Here is a 22,506-nt window from a genome sequence, read left to right as displayed (position 1 = left end):
AAGGCCGGACGATCGAACGGGAAATCGCCGCAATCGGCCCCGTTCAGGCGTCCAGCGCGGCGCGGATGTCTCGGATGAAGGCCGCCGCCTGGATCGCGACATTATCCCTTGTCTGGGACTCGATCAGCTGGACGAGGGCCGAACCGATCACCACCGCGTCCGCATGGCGCGCCACGGCGGCTGCCGTGGCCCCGTCCCGGATGCCGAATCCGACCCCGAGAGGGATGCTCACGTGCTGGCGCAGGCGGGGCATCGCCTGGGCGACGGCGTCGGTGTCCAGGTGGCCGGCGCCGGTCACGCCCTTCAGGGAGACGTAGTAGACGTAACCGCTGGCCAGCCGCCCCAGGCGCGCGACGCGATCGTCGGTGGAGGTCGGTGCCAGCAGGAAGATCGGATCCAGCCCCTGCGCCTTCAGCGCGGCGGCGAAGTGCTCGCATTCCTCGGGCGGATAGTCGACGACCAGCACGCCGTCGACGCCGGCGGCCTTGGCCTCGGTGACGAAACGCTCCAGGCCGAAGCGCTCGACCGGGTTCGCGTAGCCCATCAGCACGACCGGCGTCGCGTCATCCTGCTTGCGGAAGTCCCGGACGATTTCCAGCACGTGCGTCAGCGTGATGCCCTTGGCCAGCGCGCGTTCGCTGGCCTTCTGGATCACCGGGCCGTCGGCCATGGGGTCGGAGAACGGCACGCCGAGCTCGATGACGTCGGCACCGGCCTTCGCCATCGCCAGCATCAGCTCGACGGTCACGTCGGCATACGGATCGCCGGCGGTGACGTACGGGATCAACGCCTTGCGGCCTTCGGCGCCCAGGCGGGCGAAGGTGGCTTGGATGCGGCTCATTGCGCACCTCCCTTCACGGCGTGCCCGGCCATCGAGGGCCGGTCGAAGTACTCGGCGCCCGACAGATCGGCGACGGTGCCGATGTCCTTGTCACCGCGACCGGACAGGTTGACCAGCAGATGCTGGTCGGGACGCATCGTCGGCGCGAGCTTGAGCGCATGCGCCAGCGCATGGCTCGATTCGAGCGCGGGGATGATGCCCTCGGTGCGGCACAGCCGGTGGAAGGCGGCGAGCGCCTCGGCGTCGGAGGCGACAACGTACTCGGCGCGGCCGGTGTCCTTCAGGTAGGCGTGTTCCGGTCCGACGCCCGGATAGTCCAGGCCGGCGGAGATCGAATGGGTCTCGATGATCTGCCCCGCGTCGTCCTGCAGCAGGTAGGTCCGGTTGCCATGGAGCACCCCCGGCGACCCCGCCGTCAAGGTAGCGGCGTGCTTGCCGGTCTCGACGCCCTGCCCCGCCGGCTCGACGCCGATCAGGCGGACGTCCTGGTGCGGGATGTACGGATAGAAGATCCCGATCGAGTTGCTGCCCCCACCGACACAGGCGATGACCGCGTCGGGTTGTCTGCCGGTCATCTCGGGCATCTGCACGAGGCACTCGTCGCCGATGACGCGCTGGAAGTCGCGGACCATCATCGGATAGGGGTGCGGGCCGGCCACGGTGCCGATGATGTAGAAGGTCGACTCGATGTTGGTGACCCAATCGCGCATCGCTTCGTTGAGCGCATCCTTGAGCGTCTTCGACCCGGACTCCACCGGCACGACGCGCGCGCCGAGCAGGTTCATCCGGTACACGTTCGGCGATTGGCGCTTCACGTCCTCGGAGCCCATGTACACCACGCACTCCATGCCGTAGCGGGCGCAGATCGTCGCGGTGGCCACGCCGTGCTGGCCGGCGCCGGTCTCGGCGATGACGCGCTTCTTGCCCATGCGTCTGGCCAGCAGCGCCTGGCCGATGGTGTTGTTGACCTTGTGCGCGCCGGTGTGGTTCAGGTCCTCGCGCTTGAGGAAGATCTGCGCGCCGCCCAGCTCGCTGCTCAGCCGCTTGGCGTGATAGATCGGACTCGGCCGGCCGACGAAATGCGCCAGCTCGTACTGGAACTCGCGGATGAACTCCGGGTCCTGGCTGTAGCGCGCGTAAGCCTCGTTGAGCTCGTCGAGCGCGTGGATCAGCGTCTCGGCGACGAAGCGGCCACCGTAGTAGCCGTGGGAGTTGGCGGTGGACACGGGGCCGAAACGGCCTTGCGCGTCCGGCTGCGCGTAGCCCGCGAGCGGGCCGGTCACGAACGGAATGGAAGTCTTGGACATGAGGGGTCCTCAATGAGGATGGCGCGTGCGTGACCCCGCAGGGATCGGAAGCAGGGATTCAGGTCGACTTCAGGCGGTCGGCCTCGCGCACGGCATCGCAGAACTGGCGGATCTTGCCGGCGTCCTTGAGGCCCTTGGAGGCCTCCACGCCGGAGCTGACATCAACGGCCCAGGGCCGCACCTTCAGCACGCCATCGATCACGTTGGCTGCACTCAACCCACCAGACAAAACGACCGGAGAGGGAACGCTTGGAGGCAGCAGTGACCAATCGAAGACCTTTCCGCCGCCACCGTAGCCGTCGACGAAAGCGTCGAGCAGCACGGCCTGGGCGTGGGAGAACCGAGTGGCGAAGTCTAGCAAATCGAAGCCCGGCGCCATCCGTGCCGCCCGCAGATACGGACGCGTCCAGCGATCGCAGTCCTCGGGCGTTTCATCGCCGTGGAACTGCAGCGTCAAGGTCGGGATCGCGGCCAGCGCCGCATGGATCGAATCGGGCGACGCGTTGACGAACAGGCCCACCGGCGTCACGAACGGCGGCAGGCGCCGCGCCAGCGTGGCGGCTCGTTCGACGGTGACGGCGCGTGGGCTCTTCTCGTAGAAGACCAGCCCGATCGCGTCGGCGCCGGCCTCGACGGCGGCGTCGACATCGGCTTCGCGGGTCAGGCCGCAGATCTTGATGCGGGTTCGGCTCATGGGACTCATCGGTGTCGGGATCGGCCTTTCACGGCAGCCAATCCATGGGCGCCGTGTGGCGCGGCAGGTTCAGGTGATCGTCGTAGCTCGGGCCGACGAAGTACAGCCCGTCCGGAGGAAAGGTCGGCGCCGCGGCATCGCGGGACCGCGCGGCCAGGACCTCGTCCATCCATGACGGCGGCTTTTGTCCGGCGCCCACGGCGATCAGGCAGCCCATGATGTTGCGGATCATGTGATGCAGGAAGGCGATGCCATCGAACTCGAAGCGCCAGTAAGGACCGCGCTTGTGGATCTCGATGCCGCGCAGGATCTTCACCGGGGAGGCCGCCTGGCACTCCGCGGAACGGAAGGAGCTGAAGTCGTGCTCGCCGACCAGCCGCGAGGCCGCGTCCCGCATCGCGTCGCCGTCCAGCGGCCGGAAGGTCCAGCCGACGCCGCCGGCCTGGATCGAGGGTCGCACGTTCGATTCCAGCAGCAGATACCAGTAGCGGCGACCGCGCGCCAGGTTGCGCGCGTGGAAGTCCTCGCCGGGAAATGCGGCCCACTGGACCGCGATGTCGCGGGGCAGGTAACGGTTGACGCCGCGAACCCACGAGAAGACTTCCCGCTCCACCGGCGAATCGAAGTGGACGACCTGGTTCAGACCATGGACGCCGGTGTCGGTGCGGCCGGCGCAGATCGTGCGGACCGGCTGCGCGATGAACTGGGCGAGCGCCGCCTCCAGCGCATCCTGCACGGTCCCGCCGCCCGGCTGGCTCTGCCAGCCCTTGTAGGCCTCGCCGCGGTAACTCACGCCCAGCGCCACGCGCATGCAGGTCTCCAGCTCTCGGACATTCGATGTCAGCAAAGGATGGCCGGAAAGTGAACGGCCAAAAAGAAAAGGCGCCCGGCCAGGCCGAGCGCCTTGTCGTGAACCGACCGCAGTTTAGCGAAGCTGGTCCAGCATCTGCTGCGCACGGGCGCGCATCGGACCGTCGGCCTTGCCGACCAGCTCCTGCAGCACGTCGCGCGCGCCTTCGGTGTCGCCGATCTGGCGGAACTCCTCGGCCAGCTCCAACTGACGTTGCAGGGCCTCGCCGTCGTTCGGATCGATGCTGTCGAGGTCGACGCCCAGGTCGTCCAGGCTCATCGTGTCGCGCGTCGTCGGCTTCGCATCAGGCAGCGCGTCCAGATCAGGCAGATCGATGGACGAGATGTCCTCGACGTCGTTCACCTTGCCGATCGTGCGCTCGTCGCGGCCGGCCAGCGCGTCGGCCGGCAAGTCCAGGTCGATGCTCGACAGATCGAAGTCCAGCGACGACGGATCCTGCGCGGGCGCCGAGGCCGGCGTGCTGCCACCCAGGTCATCCAGGTCGCCGAGGTCGAACTCGAGTTCACGGGCGCTGGCGGCGGCCGGTGCCGGCGGCGTGCTCAGGTCCAGGTCCATGTTCATCGGGGCCTGGCTGGCGGAGGACGGCAGCGCTTGCGTGGCGGCCATCGCAGGGGCCGGCGCCGGCGGTGAACCCAGGTCCAGATCCAGATCCAGATCCATCAGGCTGGACGGACCGCTGTCGCGCGGGGTGGCTGCAGCGGCGGCCGCGGCGGTCGCCGCCGCGCGGGCCAACGCGCCGCCACCCGGATGCGCCATGCCGGTCGCGGGCAAGGTGCTCGCGTTCATCGGCTCGGGACGCTCGTCGTCGTTCTCGAACATCGTCGGCGCGCCGCCGGGCTGGTACAGCGGATTTTCCGGATCGGCCTGACGGCCGAGTTCCTGGACCTTCGCCCAATCCTCGCCCTGACCTCTGGTCTCGGCGAACAGCTGGACGGCCAGTTGCTCGAAGCCCTTGATGTCGCGACGCTTGCCGTAGACCTCCAGGAGCTTCAGGCGGATGGCCAGGCGCTCCGGATTGGCGCGCAGCGCTTCCTTCAGGATTTCCTCGGCCTGCAGGTCGCGGCCATAAGCCAGGTAGACGTCGGCTTCGGCGACCGGATCCACATCGCCGATCGCATCGAGCTGGCTCAGCGAGTAGCTCATCGACGACTGGCCGGTCGTCGACGCGTCGCGCGTGTCGACGCGCTGTCCGCCGCTGTGACCGAAGAACGAGTCGGGCGCCAGGCGGCTTTCCGCGAAGGCCGTCTCGGAACGCGAGGCCGCGTCGCGGCGAGCGCGCCAGCGGTTGTAGCCGATGCCGCCGGCGATCACGGCCAGGGCGGCCACGAGCGCGGGCAGATAGTCGCTCAGCGAGTCGAGGAAGCCGGGCTCCTCGGGTTCGGGCTTGGGCGCCGGCACGGCGCGCGGCGCGGAGGCGGCGACCGGGCGCGAAGCCGGGACTTCAGCCACGGCGGCCGAGGCCGGCGCGGAAGCGGCGGGCGCTTCCGACGCGGCAACCGGCACATTCGCGGCGACGGTCACCGGTGGCACAACAGCCGGAGCGGGTGCGGGTGCGGGAGCCGGCGTAGGCGCGGGAGCCGGAGCAGCCGCGGTGGTCGCCGCAGCCGGCTTCGACGCGGCGGTCGAGAGCTTCTTCAGCTCTTCCACATTGCGCGTCAGCTCAGCGACTCTGGCCGCCGAATCCTTCTTCTCGGTGTCCTTGGACACCTTGCTCTCGGCACCGGCAACGCCACTGGGCTTGCTCAGCGTCAGCTTGTCCGGAGCGGCGGAGGTCGCGGGCTTGCGGTCCTCGACGGACGCCTGCACGGAGCCCTTGGCCTGACGGCTGTTCTCTTCGGCCTTCAGCGCGGGCGCGGCTTCCGCCAGACGCTGGCGATAACCGCCGAAGTCGCTGCTCTGCGCCTGGATGACGCGGCGCGCCTCCTGCGGCGTGATCGACTGGACCGACTCGCTGCCCGGCACCGACAGCACGGCGCCCGACTTCAGCCGGTTCATGTTCTGGCTGATGAACGCGTCCGGGTTGCTGCGGTACAGGCCGACCAGCATCTGGTCCAGCGACACGCCGGACGGCTGGGTGCGACCCGCGATGCGCGACAGCGTATCGCCGGGCTGGACCGTGTATTCGGAGCCGGGCGTGGCCGGTGCCGCCGCAGCGGGCGACGGCGCGGGACGAGGCGCGCGGGCCGTGGCCGGCGCGGGCGGCTGTGCCACCGGCGTGGCGGGTCCGGACGACACCGGCGCCTGCGCGCGAGCCACCGGCGGCGGCGCGACAACGGACGGCGTCGACGCGGGCGCCGAGATCACCGGAGACGTGGTCGGCTCGACCGTACGCGCGACATTGGTGTTGCTCGGCGGATCGAACAGCAGCGTGAACTCGCGGGTCAGGCGGCCGCTCGACCAGTTCACCTCGAGGATGACATCGACGAACGGTTCCTGGACCGCGCGGTCGCTGCTCAGGCGCAGGAAAGGCCGGCCGTCGGCGCGACGGGCCAGTTGCACCTGCGTGCTGGCCAGCACCGCGTTGTAGTCCAGACCCGAAGCCCGATAGGACTCGGGCGGCGCGACGCGCAGCTTGAGCGAGCTGGCTTCCTCCGGCGTGAGGCTGCTGACGTCGATTTCCGCGCGCAGCGTTTCGCCGAGCGCGGATTGCACCGTCAGTTTTCCAAGCCCCAGGCCGTAAGCGGAACCCGCCGCCAGTCCCAGCGCGGTGACCGCGGCCACCTGGCTCAGCGCAAATCGCGCATATGCGCTCGCATGTTTTTTCAAGGCGTCCCCCAAAGCAACAAGGCGGCCCATCCAAAGGACCGCCTGTCTGACGTATTGTTGTTGTGCGACTGATGCGCCCGGGCAGGCTCCCAGCCATTCCCGCGGTAGAAAATCACAACGGTGGCAAGCATATACGCATCGTTGCTGAGGTAGCTCATGAATAACAACGATGAGTCAGTCTTGATTCACAGCTCGTTACGGGCTTGTCGCTAGAAGGCAACGCGCACGTCCCCTGGCAATCCCTAACCGGCATGAAAAAAGCGGTGGCATGGCCACCGCTTTCAGAACTTCGGGCGCCAGCCGGCGTCGTGTCGACGACGACCGGCAAGCTGCCGATCAACGATCCAGCAGGATGCGCAGCATCCGACGCAGCGGCTCCGCCGCGCCCCACAGCAACTGGTCACCGACGGTGAACGCGCCGACGTATTCCGGCCCCATGGCCAGCTTGCGGATGCGACCGACCGGGATCGTCATCGTGCCGGTGACGGCGACGGGGGTCAGGTCCTTGATCGTGGCCTCGCGCGTGTTGGGCACGACCTTCACCCACTCGTTGTCCGCGGCGATCATGGCCTCGATCTCGTCCAGCGGCACGTCCTTGCGCAGCTTGAGGGTCAGGGCTTGCGAGTGGCAGCGCATCGCGCCCACGCGCACGCAGAAGCCGTCGACCGGGATGGCGGCGGTGCCGAAGCCTTCGCCCTGGCCGAGGATCTTGTTGGTCTCGGCCATGCCCTTCCACTCTTCCTTGGAAGTGCCGTTGCCCAGGTCCTTGTCGATCCACGGGATCAGCGAGCCGCCCAGCGGCACGCCGAAGTTGGCGATCTCGTCGGCGGACAGCCCGCGCTGCTTGGCGATGACCTTGCGGTCGATCTCGAGGATGGCGCTCTTGGGGTCGTCCAGCAGCGACTTCACTTCCGCGTTCAGCGTGCCGTACTGGGTCAGCAGCTCGCGCATATGCTGCGCGCCGCCGCCGGACGCGGCCTGGTAGGTCTGCGTGGACATCCACTCGACCAGGCCGGCCTTGTACAGCGCCCCCACGCCCATCAACATGCAGCTGACGGTGCAGTTGCCGCCGATCCAGTCGCGGCCGCCCTTGGACAGCGCGTTCTTGATGACCGGCATGTTGACCGGGTCCAGCACGATCACGGCGTTGTCGGCCATGCGCAGCGTGGACGCGGCGTCGATCCAGTGACCGTTCCAGCCCGCGGCGCGCAGCTTGGGATAGACCTCGCTGGTGTAGTCGCCGCCCTGGCAGGTGATGATGATCTCGCAGCGCTTGAGCTGGTCGATGTCGAAAGCGTTCTGCAGCGCCGTCTCGTTCTTCGCGAAGGCCGGGGCGGTGCCACCGGCGTTCGAAGTGCTGAAGAACAGCGGCTCGATCAGGTCGAAATCGCGCTCCTGCGCCATGCGGTCCATCAGCACCGAGCCGACCATGCCGCGCCATCCCACCAAACCAACCAATGTCGTCATTTGCGTACCTTCGTTCATTGAAAGGCCCGGCACTGCTGGCCGAGCATCGCCCAAACACCGTCACACACCCTGGGAGCCTGCCCGGCTCGCTTCGCCGGGTGTGTGAGGTGGGGCGAGACGAACCGGAGCGGACTAGCTCTTGATGGTTTTGGTCGTGGTCGCAATGGTCGAAGCGGTCGTGGCGACGCCTTTGCCCGAAGCAATGGCGGCGACGACGGCATCACCCATCTCGCGGGTGCTCACCTTCTGGGTGCCCTCGCTCCAGATGTCCGCGGTACGCAGACCCTGGGCCAGCACGGCTTGAACCGCCGACTCGATGCGAGCGGCGGCTTCGGGCTGGTTGAGGGAGAACTTGAGCATCATGGCAGCAGAAAGGATTGTAGCCAGCGGATTGGCGATTCCCTTGCCGGCGATGTCCGGCGCGCTGCCGTGGCTGGGTTCGTAGAGCCCCTTGTTGTTCTTGTCCAACGAGGCGCTGGGCAGCATGCCGATGGAACCGGTCAGCATGGCGGCCTCGTCCGACAGGATGTCGCCGAACATGTTGCCGGTGACGACGACGTCGAACTTCTTGGGCGCCTTGACCAGCTGCATCGCGGCGTTGTCGACGTACATGTGGTCGAGCGCCACGTCCGGGTAGTCCTTGTGGACCTCGGTGACCACGTCCTTCCAGAACTGGAAGGTCTCCAGCACGTTGGCCTTGTCGACCGACGTGACCCGCTTGCTGCGCTTGCGCGCGGCCTGGAAGGCGACGTGGGCGATGCGCTCGATCTCGGGGCGCGAGTAGCGCATCGTGTCGAAGGCTTCCTCGCTGCCGGGGAAGTGGCCGTCGACGGCGGTGCGGCGGCCGCGCGGCTGGCCGAAGTAGATGTCGCCGGTGAGCTCGCGGATGATCAGGATGTCCAGGCCGGCGACCAGCTCGGGCTTGAGGCTGGACGCATGCGTGAGCTGCTCGTAGCAGATCGCCGGGCGGAAGTTGGCGAACAGCCCCAGCGCCTTGCGCAGCCCGAGGATGGCCTGCTCGGGACGCAGCGCGCGCTCGAGCTTGTCGTACTTCCAGTCGCCGACGGCGCCGAAGAGCACCGCGTCCGCGTCCTGCGCGAGCTTGAGCGTCGCCTCGGGCAGCGGGTGGCCGGAGGCCTCGTAGGCGGCGCCGCCGACAGGCGCGGTCTCGAGCTCGAACGGGAGGTCGAGCACGTTCAGGACCTTGACGGCCTCCGCGACGATTTCGGTGCCGATGCCGTCACCGGGCAGGACTGCGATCTTCATAAGGTCCTCAGCGAGTAATTCGGTTGTTGAGCCACGGCTTGGTGGCGATGCGTTCGGCCTCGAAGGCCTTGATCTTGTCGGCGTGACGCAGCGTCAGCGCGATGTCGTCGAAGCCATTCAGCAGGCAGTACTTGCGGAACGGCTGGACGTCGAAGGGCAGCTCCTCGCCGTCAGCCTTGACGACGACCTGGCGCTCCAGGTCCACCGTCAGCTGGTAGCCGGGGAAGGCGAACACCTCGTCGAACAGGCGCGCGACCTGGCTCTCCGGCAACACGATCGGCAGCACGCCGTTCTTGAAGGTGTTGTTGAAGAAGATGTCGGCGAAGCTCGGCGCGATCAGCGCGCGGAAGCCGTACTGCTGCAGTGCCCAGGGCGCGTGCTCGCGGCTGGAGCCGCAGCCGAAGTTGCCGCGTGCGATCAGCACCGACGCGCCTTGATAACGCGGCTGGTTCAGCACGAAGTCCGGATTGGGCTTGCGGCTGGCCGGGTCCTGGCCCGGCTCGCCGTGATCGAGGTAGCGCCACTCGTCGAAGAGATTCGGGCCGAAGCCGCTGCGCTTGATCGACTTCAGGAATTGCTTGGGGATGATCGCGTCGGTGTCGACGTTCTCGCGATCCATCGGGGCCACGAGGCCCTTGTGCACGGTGAACTTGTCCATGGCGGGTGTCCTGTCGGTCCTCGGGGCTCAGGCGATTCTGCGAACGTCGACGAAGTGGCCTTCCATCGCGGCGGCGGCGGCCATCGCGGGGCTCACCAGGTGGGTGCGGCCGCCGGCGCCCTGCCGGCCTTCGAAATTGCGGTTGCTGGTGGAGGCGCAGCGCTCGCCCGGCTCCAGCCGGTCGGCGTTCATCGCCAGGCACATCGAGCAGCCCGGCTCGCGCCATTCGAAGCCCGCGGCCTTGAAGATCTGGTCGAGTCCTTCGGCCTCGGCCTGCGCTTTCACCAGGCCCGAGCCCGGCACGACCATCGCCAGCTTGACGTTGCCGGCGACGCGTCCGCCCAGCCGCTTCACGACGGCCGCGGCCTCGCGCATGTCCTCGATGCGGCTGTTGGTGCAGCTGCCGATGAAGACCTTGTCGATGCGGATGTCGTTGATCGCCTTGTTGGGCTCCAGCGCCATGTACTGCAGCGCGCGCTCGATGGCGCCGCGCTTGACGGCGTCCTTCTCCTTGTCGGGATCGGGCACGCGGTCGTCGATGGACAGGACCATCTCGGGCGAAGTGCCCCAGGTGACCTGCGGACGGATCTGCGCGGCGTCGAGCTCCACGACCGCGTCGAACTTCGCGCCGGCGTCCGTGTGCAGCGTGCGCCAGTACTGGACGGCCTGGTCCCATTCGACGCCGGACGGCGTGAACGGACGGCCCTTCACGTACTGGATCGTCGTCTCGTCGACGGCGATCAGGCCGGCGCGCGCCCCCGCCTCGATCGCCATGTTGCAGACGGTCATGCGGCCTTCCATCGACAGCGCGCGGATGGCGCTACCGGCGAACTCGATCGTGTAGCCGGTACCGCCGGCGGTACCGATGCGGCCGATGATCGCCAGCACGATGTCCTTGGCGCCGACGCCGGGCATGACCTGACCCTCGACCTTGATCAGCAGGTTCTTCGCCTTCTTTGCGAGCAGCGTCTGCGTGGCCAGCACGTGCTCCACCTCGGAGGTGCCGATGCCGTGCGCCAGCGCGCCGAAGGCGCCGTGCGTGGAGGTGTGGCTGTCGCCGCAGACGACCGTCATGCCGGGCAGCGTGGCGCCCTGCTCCGGCCCGATCACGTGGACGATGCCCTGGCGCTTGTCGTTCATCTTGAACTGCGTGATGCCGAAGCGGTCGCAGTTCTTGTCCAGCGTGTCGACCTGCAGGCGCGACACCGGATCGGCGATGCCCTGGCTGCGATCGGTCGTGGGCACGTTGTGGTCGCTGACGGCCAGGTTGGCCGACAGGCGCCAGACCTTGCGGCCGGCCAGGTCCAGGCCTTCGAAGGCCTGCGGGCTGGTGACCTCGTGGACGAGGTGGCGGTCGATGTAGAGGACGGACGTGCCGTCCTCCTCGGTGTGCACCACGTGTTCGTCCCAGAGCTTGTCGTAGAGGGTGCGGGGCGAACCGGCCGGAACGGCGTTTGCGGCGTTGGAGATGTTGGCGGTCATGGGATGGCTCTCCATCACTTCAGGGAAAGATGGCTGTCGTTGCGGCTCACTTCGAGCCGGCCTTGGAAACAGGATTCGCAGGAATCGAGGGATTCACGGACGTGGCGGCCGCTTCCTTGGCGGCCGGACACAGCGCGTCGACGAAACGCTGGACGACGGTCGGCAGGCGTTCCTGACGGGCCACACCCAGAACATAGTCGCGCTGGGCCCAGGCTTCATCGAGGGTCAGCCGCTTCACGTCGAAAACCTGCGCGAAACGGCGCGACGGCGCGTCGGGCATCACCGCGACACCCAGACCGGCCTCGACCAGCTGCGCGATCGCGTCGAAGCCGCGCACCTGCAGCCGCGCCTTGAGCGTGCGGCCGCGGGTCATGGCTTCCTGCATCATCAGCTCCTGCGCCGCGGCGCCGCTGTGCAGGCCGACGAGGTCATGATCCAGCAGGTCGTCGAAGCTGACCGACTCGCGCCCGGCGAGCTCGTGACCTGCAGGCACCAGCACCGCGAGGCGGCCGCTGCGGTAGGACCAGGTCTGCAGCCGGTTGTCCAGCAGCGGCGCGGTGAAGACGCCGACATCGGCCCGGCCTTCGGCCACGGCGGCCTGCACCTCGGCACTGGTTTGGTCTTCCAGGCTGATGCGGATCTGCGGATGGGCCTGCGAGAACGCGGCCAGATCGGGCGGCAGCGCCTCCGCGATCGCGCCGGCGTTGGCGGCGATGCGCAGGTGGCCTTTGATGCCGCGGGCGAACTCGACGACCTCGCTCTCCAGCGCATGCAGCGACGCATGCAGCGAGCGGATGTGGCGGACCAGGGCCCGGCAGGCCTCGGTGGGCTCGACGCCGCGGGCGCGGCGCTCGAACAGCTGCACGCCGAGGCGCGTCTCCAGGTCGGAGATCCGTTTGCTGGCCGCGGCCAGCGCCAGATGTTCGCGCTCGGCCCCGCGGGTGATGGATCGAGTCTGTTCGATCGCCAGCACGAGATTCAAGGTGGTGAGGTCGAGGCGCATGGTGTGGCGGCGGCTGGGTTGAACTTTAGCCTTCGTCCCAAATTGAAGACTACCGGCATTAATGATATCAACTTCGCGATATGCGAAGTCTTGAATTTTCAATCCACGATGACGGAGGCGTGGCGGCTTCGCTGTGACCTCATCCCTCTTTGCAGGACCCCGTAGCAGATGTGAAGCAGTCCCGATCACGAAGCCTCTCAGCCGGTGCAAGTGACCTGACGGTTCGAATTTCGAAGAATTCGGGTCTCAAACCTTCCCGAGGACATCGAGTGACCTTCTCCCAGATTCGACACTTGAGCGCTGCGGCGCTCGCCGCACTCGCCGGCACCCTGACGCCGCAGGCGCCCGCACAAGCGCACGGCGCCCCGGACTACCCCATCGCACGTGTCTACAACTGCTTCAGCACCCCCTCGCTGCCCGCCTGCCAGGCCGCGATCGCCTTCGGCGGCCCGCAGGCCATCTACGACTGGAACGGCGTCAACCAGGGCGGTGCCTACGGCAACCACCAGGCGGTGGTGCCCGACCACCAGCTGTGCGCTGGCGGCCAGGAGAAGTTCAAGGGCTTCGACCTGCCGCGGGCCGACTGGGTCGCGACGCCCTACTCTCCAGGCGCCGACGGCAAGTATGAATACCGCTACAACGCCACCGCCCCCCACCGCACGCTGAACTGGAAGTTCTACCTGACGCGCGATGGCTTCGACGCGTCGGCGCGTGCGATGAAATGGTCCGATCTCGACCTGGTGGCCGAGCTGGGTCCGGACCAGATGCAGACCGTCGGCAAGACCTACACAATGAAGCTGTCCCTCCCCCGGCGCACCGGCAAGCAGGTGCTGTACTCGGTGTGGCAGCGCTCGGACAGCGGCGAGGCGTTCTACGCATGCTCCGACGTGGACTTCGGCGGCACCGGCGCCACGCCGCCGGCCATCGCCTCCGCGCTGAAGCAGATCGCCCAGGTGTCCGCGGCACAGGACCTGCCGGCGGGCGCCCAGATCACCCTGCGCGTCTTCGACAAGCAGGGCGGCGATCGCGACAAGATCGTCACGACGCTGAACAGCCCGACGGCCAAGGCCGCCTGGCTGGCGCGCATCGCGCAGCAGGTCAACGCGAGCTCGCCCGACGTGAAGATGGGCGCGCTGCAAGGCGGTACCGTCGTCGTACCGGCCAACATCACCGTCATGGATGTCTATGCGGTCCAGGCCACCAGCGGCGTCAGCGCCGTGCTGGAGTTCAAGCTGCCGAGCACGCAGCCTGTGGCGACGCCGCCCCAGCCTCCCGCTGGCGTCGCGAAGACGCCGGTCCAGCAGCCGATCTCCTCGTCCGACACCTGGGTCGAAGGTCAGACCTATCGGGTGGGCGACGTCGTGACCCGCAAGGATCGCCGGTACCGCTGCCTGCAGGCTCATACCGCCTACAAGGGCGCGGGCTGGAGTCCGGACGCCGTCGGCTCGATCAACGTGCTGTGGCAGCCGCTGTAACGGCATGACCGGCGACGCCTGTTACCGGTCTTGAACTTGTATTGGTCTCTTTGAGGTAATAAGGTGGTCTTGCTTTGGTGCGCGTCGGGCCCGCGCGTCACGGCATCACCACCACCTCAAGGAGACCCTGATGCTTTTCCGTGCCCGATTCGCCGGCGCATTCGCGTTGGCTTCGCTGTCCGCCGCGCTCGCCCCGAGCGCCGCCCTCGCCCACGGCGCGCCGGAGTTCCCGATCTCGCGCCAGTACAACTGCTACAAGAACCCGTCGCTGCCAGCCTGCCAGGCCGCGATCGCGTTCGGCGGCGAGCAGGCCATCTACGACTGGAACGGCGTCAACCAGGCCGCCGCCAACGGCAACCACAAGGCGGTGGTGCCCGACCTCAAGATCTGCGCCGGCGGACAGGAGAAGTTCAAGGGCTTCGACCTCGCCCGGGCGGACTGGCCCAGCACGGCCTACTCGCCAGGCGCCGACGGCAAGTACGAGTACCGCTACAACGCCACCGCGCCGCACCGCTCGTTGAACTGGACCTTCTTCATGACGCGCGACGGCTGGAATCCCACGACCTCGCCGCTGCGCTGGTCGGACCTGGAGCAGGTCCAGCAGCTCGGCCCGGACCAGATCGTCACGGTGGGCAAGACCTACACGATGAAGCTGAACCTGCCCCGGCGCACCGGCAAGCATGTGCTGTTCTCGGCCTGGCAACGGGCGGACAGCACCGAGGCCTTCTATGCCTGCTCCGACGTGGATTTCGGCGGAGGCACGGTGCCGCCCGGCACCCCGACGGGATTGAAGCAGATCGGCCAGGTCTCGGCGGCGCAGGACCTGCCGTCGGGCAGCCAGGTGAAGCTGCGGGTGTTCAACAGCGCAGGCAATGACTTGGAGACGATCCCGGTAGTGCTGACCGCGGCAACGACCAAGGCCGCGTGGCTGGGCCAGCTCGCAACCAAGGTCAACCAGACCTCGGGCTACGTGAAGGTCGGCACCCTGCAGGGCGGCAGCGTCGTCGTGCCGGGCGGCGCGACGGTCATGGACGTCTACCTGCAGAACGCGAACTCCGGCGCGAGCTATGCGCTGGACGTGATCCTGCCGACGCCGCCGACGACCCCTCCGACGACCCCGCCGGGCACGACCACCTGGACCGAAGGACCCAGCTATACCGTCGGGCAGATCGTGAGCTACGCCGGCAAGCAGTACCGCTGCCTGCAGGCGCACACGGCCTATGTCGGCGCGGGATGGAATCCTGCGGTCGCGACAACGCTCTGGCAGCCGGTCTGAACTGCCACCACTGAGCGCCGGCAGAGGGTGCCGGGGTCACCGTGTCGTCAATCGCGTCGCAGGCTCCGCATTCCTCCCCGGCGACCCCGGCACCCTCTGCCGCGATGCGGCATGGTGCGCGGGGGGCGTCCGACGCGACAGGCAGTCGGGGTCAGTCCTTGACCCCGTCGAGACCCAGCAGCGACTTCCCCACCGCCTCGGCCACCTCGATGCCGTCCACCCCTGCGGACATGATGCCGCCGGCATAGCCGGCGCCCTCGCCCGCCGGATACAGGCCGCGGACGTTCAGACTCTGGTAGTCCTTGCCGCGCGTAATGCGCAGCGGCGATGACGTCCGCGTCTCCACGCCCGTCAGCACCGCGTCGTTCATCGCGAAGCCGCGGATCTGGCGCTCGAAGGCCGGCAGCGCCTCGCGGATCGCGTCCAGCGCGTACGGCGGCAGGCTGCCATTGCCCTTCTGCTGCAGGTCGGTCATCGTGACGCCCGGCTTGTAGCTCGGCTCGACACTGCCCAGCGCAGTGCTGCGCTGGCGCTTGACGAAGTCGCCGACCAGCGCCGCCGGCGCCAGGTAGTTGCCTTCGCCGAGTTCATAGGCGCGCGATTCCCAGAAGCGCTGGAACGCGAAGCCGTCCAGCGGATTGACGGCGCTGCCGTCCTTCTTCCCATCCTGCCGGTAGTCCTCGGGCGTGATGCCGACGACGATGCCCGCATTCGCGTTGCGCTCGTTGCGGGAGTACTGGCTCATGCCGTTGGTGACGACGCGGTTGGGCTCCGACGTCGCCGCGACCACGGTGCCGCCGGGGCACATGCAGAAGCTGTAGACCGAGCGGCCGTTGCCCGCGTGGTGGACCAGCTTGTAGTCGGCCGCGCCGAGGATGGGATGACCGGCGTTGGGGCCGAAGCGGGCCTTGTCGATGATCGACTGCGGATGCTCGATGCGGTAGCCGATGGAGAACGGCTTGGCCTCCATGTGGACGCCGCGCGCGTGGAGCATCGTGAAGGTGTCGCGCGCGCTGTGGCCGAGCGCGATGACAACATGGTCGGCGCGCAGCTGCTCGCCGGACGCGAGCGTCACGCCCCGCACGTGCCGCTGGCCGTCCGCGCCGGGCTCGATGAGGAGGTCGGTGACCTTCTGCTGGAAACGGATCTCGCCGCCCAGGCTCTCGATGTCGGCCCGCATCTTGATGATCATGCTCACTAGGCGGAAGGTGCCGATGTGCGGCTTGCTGACGAAGAGGATCTCTTCCGGCGCGCCGGCCTTGACGAACTCGGTCAGCACCTTGCGCGTGAGGAAGCGCGGATCGGAGATCTGGCTGTAGAGCTTGCCGTCGGAGAAGGTGCCCGCGCCGCCTTCTCCGAACTGGACGTTCGATTCGGGGTCGAGCACGCTTTCGCGCCACAGGCCCCAGGTGTCCTTGGTGCGCTCGCGGACCTGCTTGCCGCGTTCGAGCACGATGGGCCGCAGGCCCATCTGCGCCAGGATCAGCGCCGCGAAGAGGCCGCAGGGGCCGAAGCCGATGACGAGGGGACGCGGACGTTCGCCGGCCTCGCCAGGGCCACCGGCGTACGCGGTGAAGAAGTCGTCCGGCGCATGACCGGCGAACCGGTAGGCGGTGTCGGGCGAGGGCTTGATGTGCGTGTCGCCGGCGTGGCGCTGGAGCAGCGCGTCTTCGGCGGCGGCGTCGCCGCCACCGTTGATTTCGCAGTCGATGGAATAGATCAGCACCATCGCGGACTTCTTGCGGGCGTCGTAGCTGCGCTTGAAGACGGTGAAGGCGGTGAGCTGCGCATCGGGGATGCCGAGCCGTTCGACGACGGCGGGGCGCAGCGCCTCCTCGGGATGGTGGAGGGGCAGTCGGAGTTCGTTGATGCGGATCATGGCGATTGATCGGGCAGCGGCGCGAGGGTCAGGTCATGCGCGCAGGTCATGCATTCAGGCCATGCGCCTCGCTGAAAACAAAACAGGCCCCGCCGGAGGGCATGGGCCTGTTGTCGGATCGATGGGGAGGGACTCCCCGCGACCTCAACCCGAGTGCGGACGCTTGCCCGGGTTCTTCTTCGAGCGGGTGTGCGAACCGCGCTCGAGGCTGCTCTTCTGGCCGCGATGGGTGGTGATGGTCACGCCATTCGGTGCGGTCGGACGGGGGGAAGCCTTGCGATCGGCTTCGGTGATGATCTTGTTGCCCATGTTGGCTCCGGTAAATGAACTGAAAAACACCTGCCCGAAGTCACAGACTCGCCGGCCTCGGACCCGAATGGGCGACCGGTTGCCTGGAGCAGCGTCGGAAATACGGTGAAGGGCGGGAGTTTACACGCGCCGGAGGGGTCCCCGCTCTCCCCCGCTGCGGGGACGGCGGCCTGTCAACCATCCCCCCTCGGTTCCGTTGACCGTCGATCGGGTCATTGCGACGATGACTCGCATCCGGCCAGGACGGTGTCCGAGGCGCCGGCCGGCCGCACCACAGAGGGAGAAACCCATGCCATTGCCGTCCCGTTCCGCCACCGTGCAGGTTGTCCTGCTGGCGGCCTCGCTGGCCACGTTGGCCGCTTGCACCACCTCCCCGGCGCCGGATCAGCGCGCCGCGGACGAACGCTCGCAGGAAGCATCGCGCGCCACCGAGGCCAAGACGGCGCCGCCCCGACAGGAGGCGGCGCGACGCGCCACGGAGCCCCTCAAGCCGATCACCGCCGCGGCGCCGGTTGCACCCGCTCCGGCCTCGACCTTGCCGGACCGCGTCGCGGTGGCGAGTTCCGGCCTCGTCCAGCGCTGGGCCAGCCCGCCGGCGTACATCGGGCCGGTGTCCACGGCCAAGTACACGACGTACGCGGAGAACCCGTGGCAGCGGTCTTCCGAGAATCCCGTCTCCACCTTCAGCGCGAGCGTCGACACGGGCAGCTATTCGAACGTCCGCCGCTTCATCAACCGCGGCCAACTGCCGCCGCAGGACGCGGTGCGGGTCGAGGAACTGGTCAACTACTTCGGCTTCGACGCCGCCGGCCCCGAAGCCGGCGAGCGCGATCCGTTCAAGGTCCGCGCCCAGGTGCTGGCCTCGCCGTGGAACACCGAGCGCGGCCTGATCCGCATCGCGATCAAGGGCAAGGACATCGCCAAGGCGAGCCTGCCGCCGGCGAACCTGGTGTTCCTGGTCGACGTCTCCGGCTCGATGGGCCCGGAGGATCGCCTGCCCCTCGTGCAGTCGGCGCTGAAGCTGCTGACCGCGCAGCTGCGTCCGGTGGACCGGGTGAGCCTCGTCACCTACGCCAACGGCACGCGCATCGCGCTGCCGCCGACGCCCGGCGACCGGAAGTCGGTGATCAACAGTGCGATCGACCAGCTCCAGGCCGGCGGCGGCACCTACGGCGAAGGCGGCCTCAAGCTCGCCTACGCGCAGGCCCGCGACTCCTTCATCCCGGAAGGCATCAACCGCGTGCTGCTCGCCACCGACGGCGACCTCAACGTCGGCGAGACCAGCCAGGAGGCGCTCAAGAAGATGATCGAAGGCGAGCGCCAGAGCGGCGTGACGCTGACGGCGCTGGGCGTGGGCCAGTCCAACTTCAACGAAGCGCTGATGAAGAAGCTGGCCGACACCGGCAACGGCAGCTACCACTACCTGGATTCGCTGCAGGAAGCGCACAAGGTGCTGGTCAACGAGATGACCTCGACGCTGGCGACGATCGCGCAGGACCTGAAGCTGCAGGTCGAGTTCAACCCGGCGACGGTGCAGGAGTACCGGCTGATCGGCTACGAACTGCATGCGCTCAAGCGCGAGGACTTCAACAACGACAAGGTCGACGCGGGCGACATCGGCGCCGGTCATCAGGTCACGGCCCTGTACGAATTCATCCCGGCTGGCGCGAAGGGCACGGTCGATCCGCTGCGCTACGGAAATGGGGGCAGCGAAGGCAAGGCGTCGACGAAGCGGACGGCGAAAGAGGCGCCACGCACCGACAAGCACGGCGAGCTGGCGTGGATCAAGCTGCGCTACAAGGCGCCGGGCCAGTCGGCGAGCCAACTGGTCGAACTGCCGGTCGCCAGGCCGGCGACGATGCCGGCACTGGCCGAGCAGGATGCCGACACGCGCTTCGCGGTGGCGGTGGCCGCGTGGGGTCAGTGGTTGCGCGGCAGTTCGCTGATCGGCGACTACGGCCCGGACCAGTTCGTGCCGCTGGCGCGTGGCGCGCGCGGTGAGGACCGCTACGGTCACCGCGCGGAGTTCGCCAGACTGGCCGAGCTGTCGGCCAGTCTGAAGCGCTGAGGCTTACTCGATCGCGTGACCGCCGGCGTCCAGCGCCGGCGGGCGAAGCAGGTCCACGTCGACGCCCATCGCTTCGCTGGCGCGCTCGACGGCCTGCCAGAGCTCGGCGGGCATCTGCAGGATCTCCTCCGGCGAGCTGGCCCGGGCGATCCACGCATCGATCTCCTGGTGCTGGGCCACCGTGATCAGGTCCAGGTTCAACATCTCGTCGATCGTCTTCACTTCACTTCCTTCTTGTGGGGGGCCGGCGACAGGTGTCGAAGCCTGCACCCTTTGCAGGGCCTGCTGAGGCAGGGCGTCTACGTTCCGCCACGCCGACCGAACAATAGTATGAGGGACGATTCCGGTCCGTTTGGGGTCCATTTCGGGTCCGTTTCGTGAAGCCTCGCGCCTCGTCCGTCACCGACATGGCGGCCCTTCCTACAGACTTCGCCGTCCGCGTCGCCTAACGTGGTTGGATGAAGCCGAACGCGCCCTCCCCCGACCGCGAGCCGCCCTCTTCCGACGAGGACACCGTCCCGCTGCTGCTGCGCGGGTTTTCCGTCGTGCATGCGGCACTGGCGCTGCTCTTCACGGCCATGGCGCTGCTGCTGCTCGCCATCGCGGCGAAGGAGGCGTGGATGGCGCTCCACCTCGACTGGAACGACGAGGCCGCGCAACTGGTGATCGAGGCGATGGGCGTGCTCGCCGCCGCCGTCGTGGCGCTGCAGATCGCGCAGACGATCACCGAAGAGGAAGTCATCCGCAGCGCCCACATCAGCGCGCCGACGCGCGTGCGACGCTTCCTGTCGCGATTCATGGTCGTCATCGTCGTCGCGCTCGCGATCGAGGCCCTGGTCGCCACCTTCCGCGCGGCGCATTCCGACTCCACGCTGCTGCTGCACGCCGCGGCGATGGTCTTCGCGGTGGGGGCGCTGCTCACCGGCTGGGGCCTGTTCATCCATCTGAACCGCTCCGCCGAGGAACTCGAGCCCGAGGCCATGCAAGAGGCCAAGCGCGAGGATCACAAGCTGAAGTGACACGTCGGGAACCCCTGCGACCTCCCGGGTCCAAGTCGGCCTCCCTACTGATCCCAGGCATAGGACCGGCCACGTTCACTGAAGTCGGTCATGGCGCGAATCGCCGCCGTTCGCGACGATAGGTCTCAGGTGTTCCACAGCCATGACCCTTCAGACCCATGCCGAACTTCCATCCCTCCCCCTCCCCGATCGCGACGACGGCCTTCGGCCTCACGACGCATGAAGCCTCGAATCGAGGTGCGTCGTGCTGAACCGCAAGATCACGACCCGCGCGGCCTTCGACGGCCTCTGCGACCGCATCCACCTGCTGCAGCACCACGTGGCGGTGATGCGCGCCGACGACTCCGCAGCCCGGCTCGCCCATGACCATGCGGTGATCGGCCAGGTGCTCGATGAACTCGACGTGCTGCTGCGCGTCGTCGCCTTGGCCGGCTTCGAGGAGCAGCTTTATCGCTGGGCGGTGCCGCGGCCGGACCTCAAGTCCTGACCCCATCCGCGAGAAGCGGCCACTGCAACAGCGCTCGCACTGAACGCAGAACGAAAAAAGGGAGGCCGTCGGCCTCCCGTTCCTCTGCATCCGAAGGCGACCCGGAGGTCGCGCGACTCAGCGTGTCGATCAGGCCTTGCGGGCCTGCTTGCGACGCGCCACGCCCACACCCGCCAGCGCCAGGCCGGCCAGCGCCAGCGAAGCCGGCTCGGGAACGCTCTGGCCGTCAACGGACAGCACGTTCAGCGTGCCGTTGGTGGCGGTCATCGTCAGTTGCCACGCGCCGAACGTGTTGTCCGGGCCGTCGTAGTTGCGGAAAAGGGAGGTCGTCGTGTAGCCCGCCAACGCGTCCGCGACACTGTAGGACAGCTGACTCAGCGTGATCATGTAGGTGCCGGCTTGCGAGAACGTGTAGCCATAGGCCGAATCGTACGAGTGGACCGAGCCGTCGGCGAATGTCTCGCTGGAGTCGTCCTGTTCGAAGAGTTCGGTGCTGCCGCGCAGCAGCATCATGAAGTTGTCGAACCCGGTGATGCGGCCGTCGCCGTTCAAGTCCACGCCCGTGGACTCACGCACCAGCGAATCGAAAAACACGTGCGTACCTGCCGAAACGCTGAACGCCACTTGCGAGATCTTCCGACTCTCTTGCCGACCGTCGCCGTCGCGATCGAGGTTGTAGATGGAGCCCTTGACCACCACCGGTGCCGCCGCGGCGACGCCTGCCATCACGGTCATGGCCAGCGCCATCAACGTCTTCTTGAACATTCCTCTTCCCTCTGTTGTCGTTTGAACCGACGTAACAAAAGCAAGGGACATGCCAAACGCGTAAGTCGTTGATTCGTTTGGGCGCGATCATGACCACGTGAGGATTATGTAAAGATATTCGACGCTTTTCGTGTCCCTTTGTGCACTGACATTTGCGTCACTGCTTAAAAGGACATCACCGCTATCCGTGAGGTTGAAAGCGTCAGGCAGGTTGCCTAAGCGGTACGACCAACTACCTCCGCGCCTTGCGCTCAATCGTTCTCGAACGGCAGCGTGTCCAGGAAGTCCTGCGCCTCGACCTTGCGTGCCACGAGGCGCGCGCAGCCCTTCAACCGGGACAGGTCCTCGGAGCGCAGCGCCGGGTTCGGCTGGAGGCTGAAGCAGCACACCGTGCCGAAGATGCGGCCGTCGGACAGCACGACGGGCGTGCTCAGGTGCACGCCGATGGGCACCGGCGTCGGCGGGAGTGCCAGCTCGGCCGCCACGGCTGCGGCGTTGGTCATCAGTTCCGGCGCGCGGCCCTCGACGATCCGCTGGCAGTAGCTCTGCTCCAGCGGCGCCGAATCACCGACCTTCACAGCGATCGCCGACTCGCCATCCACGAAACGGAACACCCGCTCGCCGTCCTGGAACTCCGACACGAAGACGACGTCCATGTCGAGCTGCTCACGCAGCCCCTTCAGCACACCCGTGATCCGCGCGTCGAGGTCAGGGTCGTATCCGTCCGATGTCGCGGCGAGCAGCTCGGAAATGGCAACTTCGAGGGAATGAGCGGTGAACGGGCGGTCGTACATCGGCGCAGGCAGAGTGAGGATGGAATCGGAAGGGACATGCTACCCAAGCGGCGCAGGCCACGGCAGCGAAGGGTCGCGG

At 67.7% G+C, this 22,506-nt stretch carries 20 protein-coding genes; 5 read left to right on the top strand and 15 right to left on the bottom strand.

Annotated elements, in window-relative coordinates:
- Nucleotides 1–43 precede the first annotated feature (43 nt).
- The 10 genes from trpA to ABE85_RS05560 all read right to left on the bottom strand — a co-directional run bounded on the left by trpA (nucleotide 44) and on the right by ABE85_RS05560 (nucleotide 12,457).
- The gene (gene trpA / locus ABE85_RS05605; RefSeq protein ID WP_067270994.1) at nucleotides 44–841 is read right to left on the bottom strand and encodes a tryptophan synthase subunit alpha; all 798 of its coding nucleotides are present in this window, start codon (nucleotides 839–841) and stop codon (nucleotides 44–46) included.
- Nucleotides 838–2,148 carry a tryptophan synthase subunit beta gene (gene trpB / locus ABE85_RS05600; RefSeq protein WP_067270991.1) on the bottom strand — a complete coding sequence of 437 codons (1,311 nt, stop codon included), beginning with the start codon at nucleotides 2,146–2,148 and terminating at the stop codon, nucleotides 838–840. Before trpB ends, trpA begins: the two co-directional genes overlap by 4 nt.
- 58 nt (nucleotides 2,149–2,206) lie before the next feature.
- Nucleotides 2,207–2,842, bottom strand: coding sequence for a phosphoribosylanthranilate isomerase (locus ABE85_RS05595; RefSeq protein WP_067270989.1), 636 nt, complete (start codon nucleotides 2,840–2,842; stop codon nucleotides 2,207–2,209).
- A gap of 28 nt (nucleotides 2,843–2,870) precedes the next feature.
- Nucleotides 2,871–3,653: a tRNA pseudouridine(38-40) synthase TruA gene (gene truA / locus ABE85_RS05590; RefSeq protein ID WP_067270986.1), complete on the bottom strand. Its 783-nt coding sequence runs from the start codon at nucleotides 3,651–3,653 to the stop codon at nucleotides 2,871–2,873.
- A gap of 114 nt (nucleotides 3,654–3,767) precedes the next feature.
- Complete coding sequence (locus ABE85_RS05585) at nucleotides 3,768–6,479, bottom strand: FimV/HubP family polar landmark protein (protein ID WP_231993239.1); 2,712 nt, start codon at nucleotides 6,477–6,479, stop codon at nucleotides 3,768–3,770.
- Between the two features lie 336 nt (nucleotides 6,480–6,815).
- The gene (gene asd / locus ABE85_RS05580) at nucleotides 6,816–7,946 is read right to left on the bottom strand and encodes an aspartate-semialdehyde dehydrogenase (RefSeq protein ID WP_067270979.1); all 1,131 of its coding nucleotides are present in this window, start codon (nucleotides 7,944–7,946) and stop codon (nucleotides 6,816–6,818) included.
- A 132-nt stretch (nucleotides 7,947–8,078) separates the two neighbouring features.
- A complete protein-coding gene (gene leuB, locus ABE85_RS05575; protein ID WP_067270976.1) occupies nucleotides 8,079–9,212 on the bottom strand; it encodes a 3-isopropylmalate dehydrogenase in 1,134 nt (377 codons plus the stop codon).
- A 7-nt stretch (nucleotides 9,213–9,219) separates the two neighbouring features.
- Nucleotides 9,220–9,870, bottom strand: coding sequence for a 3-isopropylmalate dehydratase small subunit (gene leuD / locus ABE85_RS05570; RefSeq protein ID WP_067270972.1), 651 nt, complete (start codon nucleotides 9,868–9,870; stop codon nucleotides 9,220–9,222).
- 27 nt (nucleotides 9,871–9,897) lie between these two features.
- On the bottom strand, nucleotides 9,898–11,352 hold the full coding sequence (leuC, locus tag ABE85_RS05565) for a 3-isopropylmalate dehydratase large subunit (RefSeq protein ID WP_067270969.1): 1,455 nt from the start codon (nucleotides 11,350–11,352) through the stop codon (nucleotides 9,898–9,900).
- A gap of 46 nt (nucleotides 11,353–11,398) precedes the next feature.
- Nucleotides 11,399–12,457 carry a LysR family transcriptional regulator gene (locus ABE85_RS05560; RefSeq protein WP_231993238.1) on the bottom strand — a complete coding sequence of 353 codons (1,059 nt, stop codon included), beginning with the start codon at nucleotides 12,455–12,457 and terminating at the stop codon, nucleotides 11,399–11,401.
- A gap of 167 nt (nucleotides 12,458–12,624) precedes the next feature.
- On the opposite strand from ABE85_RS05560, the gene ABE85_RS05555 reads away from it, so the two are divergent.
- Both ABE85_RS05555 and ABE85_RS05550 read left to right on the top strand, forming a co-directional pair.
- Nucleotides 12,625–13,830, top strand: a complete 1,206-nt coding sequence (locus ABE85_RS05555) for a lytic polysaccharide monooxygenase (RefSeq protein WP_197507213.1) — start codon at nucleotides 12,625–12,627, stop codon at nucleotides 13,828–13,830.
- 130 nt (nucleotides 13,831–13,960) lie between these two features.
- Nucleotides 13,961–15,106 (top strand): lytic polysaccharide monooxygenase, encoded by a 1,146-nt coding sequence (locus ABE85_RS05550; protein ID WP_067270961.1) that lies wholly within the window; start codon nucleotides 13,961–13,963, stop codon nucleotides 15,104–15,106.
- Nucleotides 15,107–15,257: 151 nt separating this feature from the next.
- Here ABE85_RS05550 and ABE85_RS05545 read toward each other — a convergent pair whose 3' ends face one another.
- Together ABE85_RS05545 and ABE85_RS27885 are read right to left on the bottom strand one after the other, a co-directional pair.
- Nucleotides 15,258–16,985 (bottom strand): NAD(P)/FAD-dependent oxidoreductase, encoded by a 1,728-nt coding sequence (locus tag ABE85_RS05545; RefSeq protein WP_067270959.1) that lies wholly within the window; start codon nucleotides 16,983–16,985, stop codon nucleotides 15,258–15,260.
- Nucleotides 16,986–17,129: 144 nt separating this feature from the next.
- Complete coding sequence (locus tag ABE85_RS27885) at nucleotides 17,130–17,294, bottom strand: hypothetical protein (RefSeq protein WP_197507211.1); 165 nt, start codon at nucleotides 17,292–17,294, stop codon at nucleotides 17,130–17,132.
- Nucleotides 17,295–17,583: 289 nt separating this feature from the next.
- Here ABE85_RS27885 and ABE85_RS05540 point away from each other — a divergent pair, with 289 nt between their 5' ends.
- Entirely contained in the window at nucleotides 17,584–19,362 is a 1,779-nt protein-coding gene (locus ABE85_RS05540; protein ID WP_067270957.1) for a VWA domain-containing protein, read from the top strand.
- Nucleotides 19,363–19,365: 3 nt separating this feature from the next.
- On the opposite strand, the gene ABE85_RS05535 is transcribed toward ABE85_RS05540, so the two are convergent.
- On the bottom strand, nucleotides 19,366–19,584 hold the full coding sequence (locus ABE85_RS05535) for a hypothetical protein (protein ID WP_067270954.1): 219 nt from the start codon (nucleotides 19,582–19,584) through the stop codon (nucleotides 19,366–19,368).
- Between the two features lie 356 nt (nucleotides 19,585–19,940).
- Between ABE85_RS05535 and ABE85_RS05530 the strand changes: the two genes are divergently transcribed.
- Nucleotides 19,941–20,381 (top strand): hypothetical protein, encoded by a 441-nt coding sequence (locus ABE85_RS05530; RefSeq protein ID WP_409072594.1) that lies wholly within the window; start codon nucleotides 19,941–19,943, stop codon nucleotides 20,379–20,381.
- 244 nt (nucleotides 20,382–20,625) lie between these two features.
- Nucleotides 20,626–20,868, top strand: coding sequence for a hypothetical protein (locus ABE85_RS05525; RefSeq protein ID WP_067270951.1), 243 nt, complete (start codon nucleotides 20,626–20,628; stop codon nucleotides 20,866–20,868).
- 129 nt (nucleotides 20,869–20,997) lie between these two features.
- Here ABE85_RS05525 and ABE85_RS05520 read toward each other — a convergent pair whose 3' ends face one another.
- Together ABE85_RS05520 and ABE85_RS05515 are read right to left on the bottom strand one after the other, a co-directional pair.
- Nucleotides 20,998–21,633 (bottom strand): DVUA0089 family protein, encoded by a 636-nt coding sequence (locus ABE85_RS05520; RefSeq protein WP_067270947.1) that lies wholly within the window; start codon nucleotides 21,631–21,633, stop codon nucleotides 20,998–21,000.
- 251 nt (nucleotides 21,634–21,884) lie between these two features.
- Complete coding sequence (locus ABE85_RS05515) at nucleotides 21,885–22,427, bottom strand: GAF domain-containing protein (RefSeq protein WP_067270944.1); 543 nt, start codon at nucleotides 22,425–22,427, stop codon at nucleotides 21,885–21,887.
- Nucleotides 22,428–22,506: the final 79 nt, after the last annotated feature.

The sequence above is a fragment of the Mitsuaria sp. 7 genome (genome assembly GCF_001653795.1).
Lineage (GTDB): Bacteria > Pseudomonadota > Gammaproteobacteria > Burkholderiales > Burkholderiaceae_C > Roseateles.
The sequence above is the reverse complement of the archived record's forward strand: the minus strand, read 5'-3'. Positions and strand labels throughout refer to the sequence as shown.

Bases quoted from the DNA above. Each gene is read 5' to 3' on its own strand.
- leuC (WP_067270969.1), bottom strand. From the start codon at position 11,352: ATGACCGCCAACATCTCCAACGCCGCAAACGCCGTTCCGGCCGGTTCG.
- ABE85_RS27885 (WP_197507211.1), bottom strand. From the start codon at position 17,294: ATGGGCAACAAGATCATCACCGAAGCCGATCGCAAGGCTTCCCCCCGT.
- trpA (WP_067270994.1), bottom strand. From the start codon at position 841: ATGAGCCGCATCCAAGCCACCTTCGCCCGCCTGGGCGCCGAAGGCCGC.
- leuD (WP_067270972.1), bottom strand. From the start codon at position 9,870: ATGGACAAGTTCACCGTGCACAAGGGCCTCGTGGCCCCGATGGATCGC.
- ABE85_RS05545 (WP_067270959.1), bottom strand. From the start codon at position 16,985: ATGATCCGCATCAACGAACTCCGACTGCCCCTCCACCATCCCGAGGAG.
- ABE85_RS05550 (WP_067270961.1), top strand. From the start codon at position 13,961: ATGCTTTTCCGTGCCCGATTCGCCGGCGCATTCGCGTTGGCTTCGCTG.
- ABE85_RS05530 (WP_409072594.1), top strand. From the start codon at position 19,941: ATGGCGCTGCTGCTGCTCGCCATCGCGGCGAAGGAGGCGTGGATGGCG.
- truA (WP_067270986.1), bottom strand. From the start codon at position 3,653: ATGCGCGTGGCGCTGGGCGTGAGTTACCGCGGCGAGGCCTACAAGGGC.
- ABE85_RS05540 (WP_067270957.1), top strand. From the start codon at position 17,584: ATGCCATTGCCGTCCCGTTCCGCCACCGTGCAGGTTGTCCTGCTGGCG.
- leuB (WP_067270976.1), bottom strand. From the start codon at position 9,212: ATGAAGATCGCAGTCCTGCCCGGTGACGGCATCGGCACCGAAATCGTC.
- asd (WP_067270979.1), bottom strand. From the start codon at position 7,946: ATGACGACATTGGTTGGTTTGGTGGGATGGCGCGGCATGGTCGGCTCG.
- trpB (WP_067270991.1), bottom strand. From the start codon at position 2,148: ATGTCCAAGACTTCCATTCCGTTCGTGACCGGCCCGCTCGCGGGCTAC.
- ABE85_RS05515 (WP_067270944.1), bottom strand. From the start codon at position 22,427: ATGTACGACCGCCCGTTCACCGCTCATTCCCTCGAAGTTGCCATTTCC.
- ABE85_RS05595 (WP_067270989.1), bottom strand. From the start codon at position 2,842: ATGAGCCGAACCCGCATCAAGATCTGCGGCCTGACCCGCGAAGCCGAT.
- ABE85_RS05520 (WP_067270947.1), bottom strand. From the start codon at position 21,633: ATGTTCAAGAAGACGTTGATGGCGCTGGCCATGACCGTGATGGCAGGC.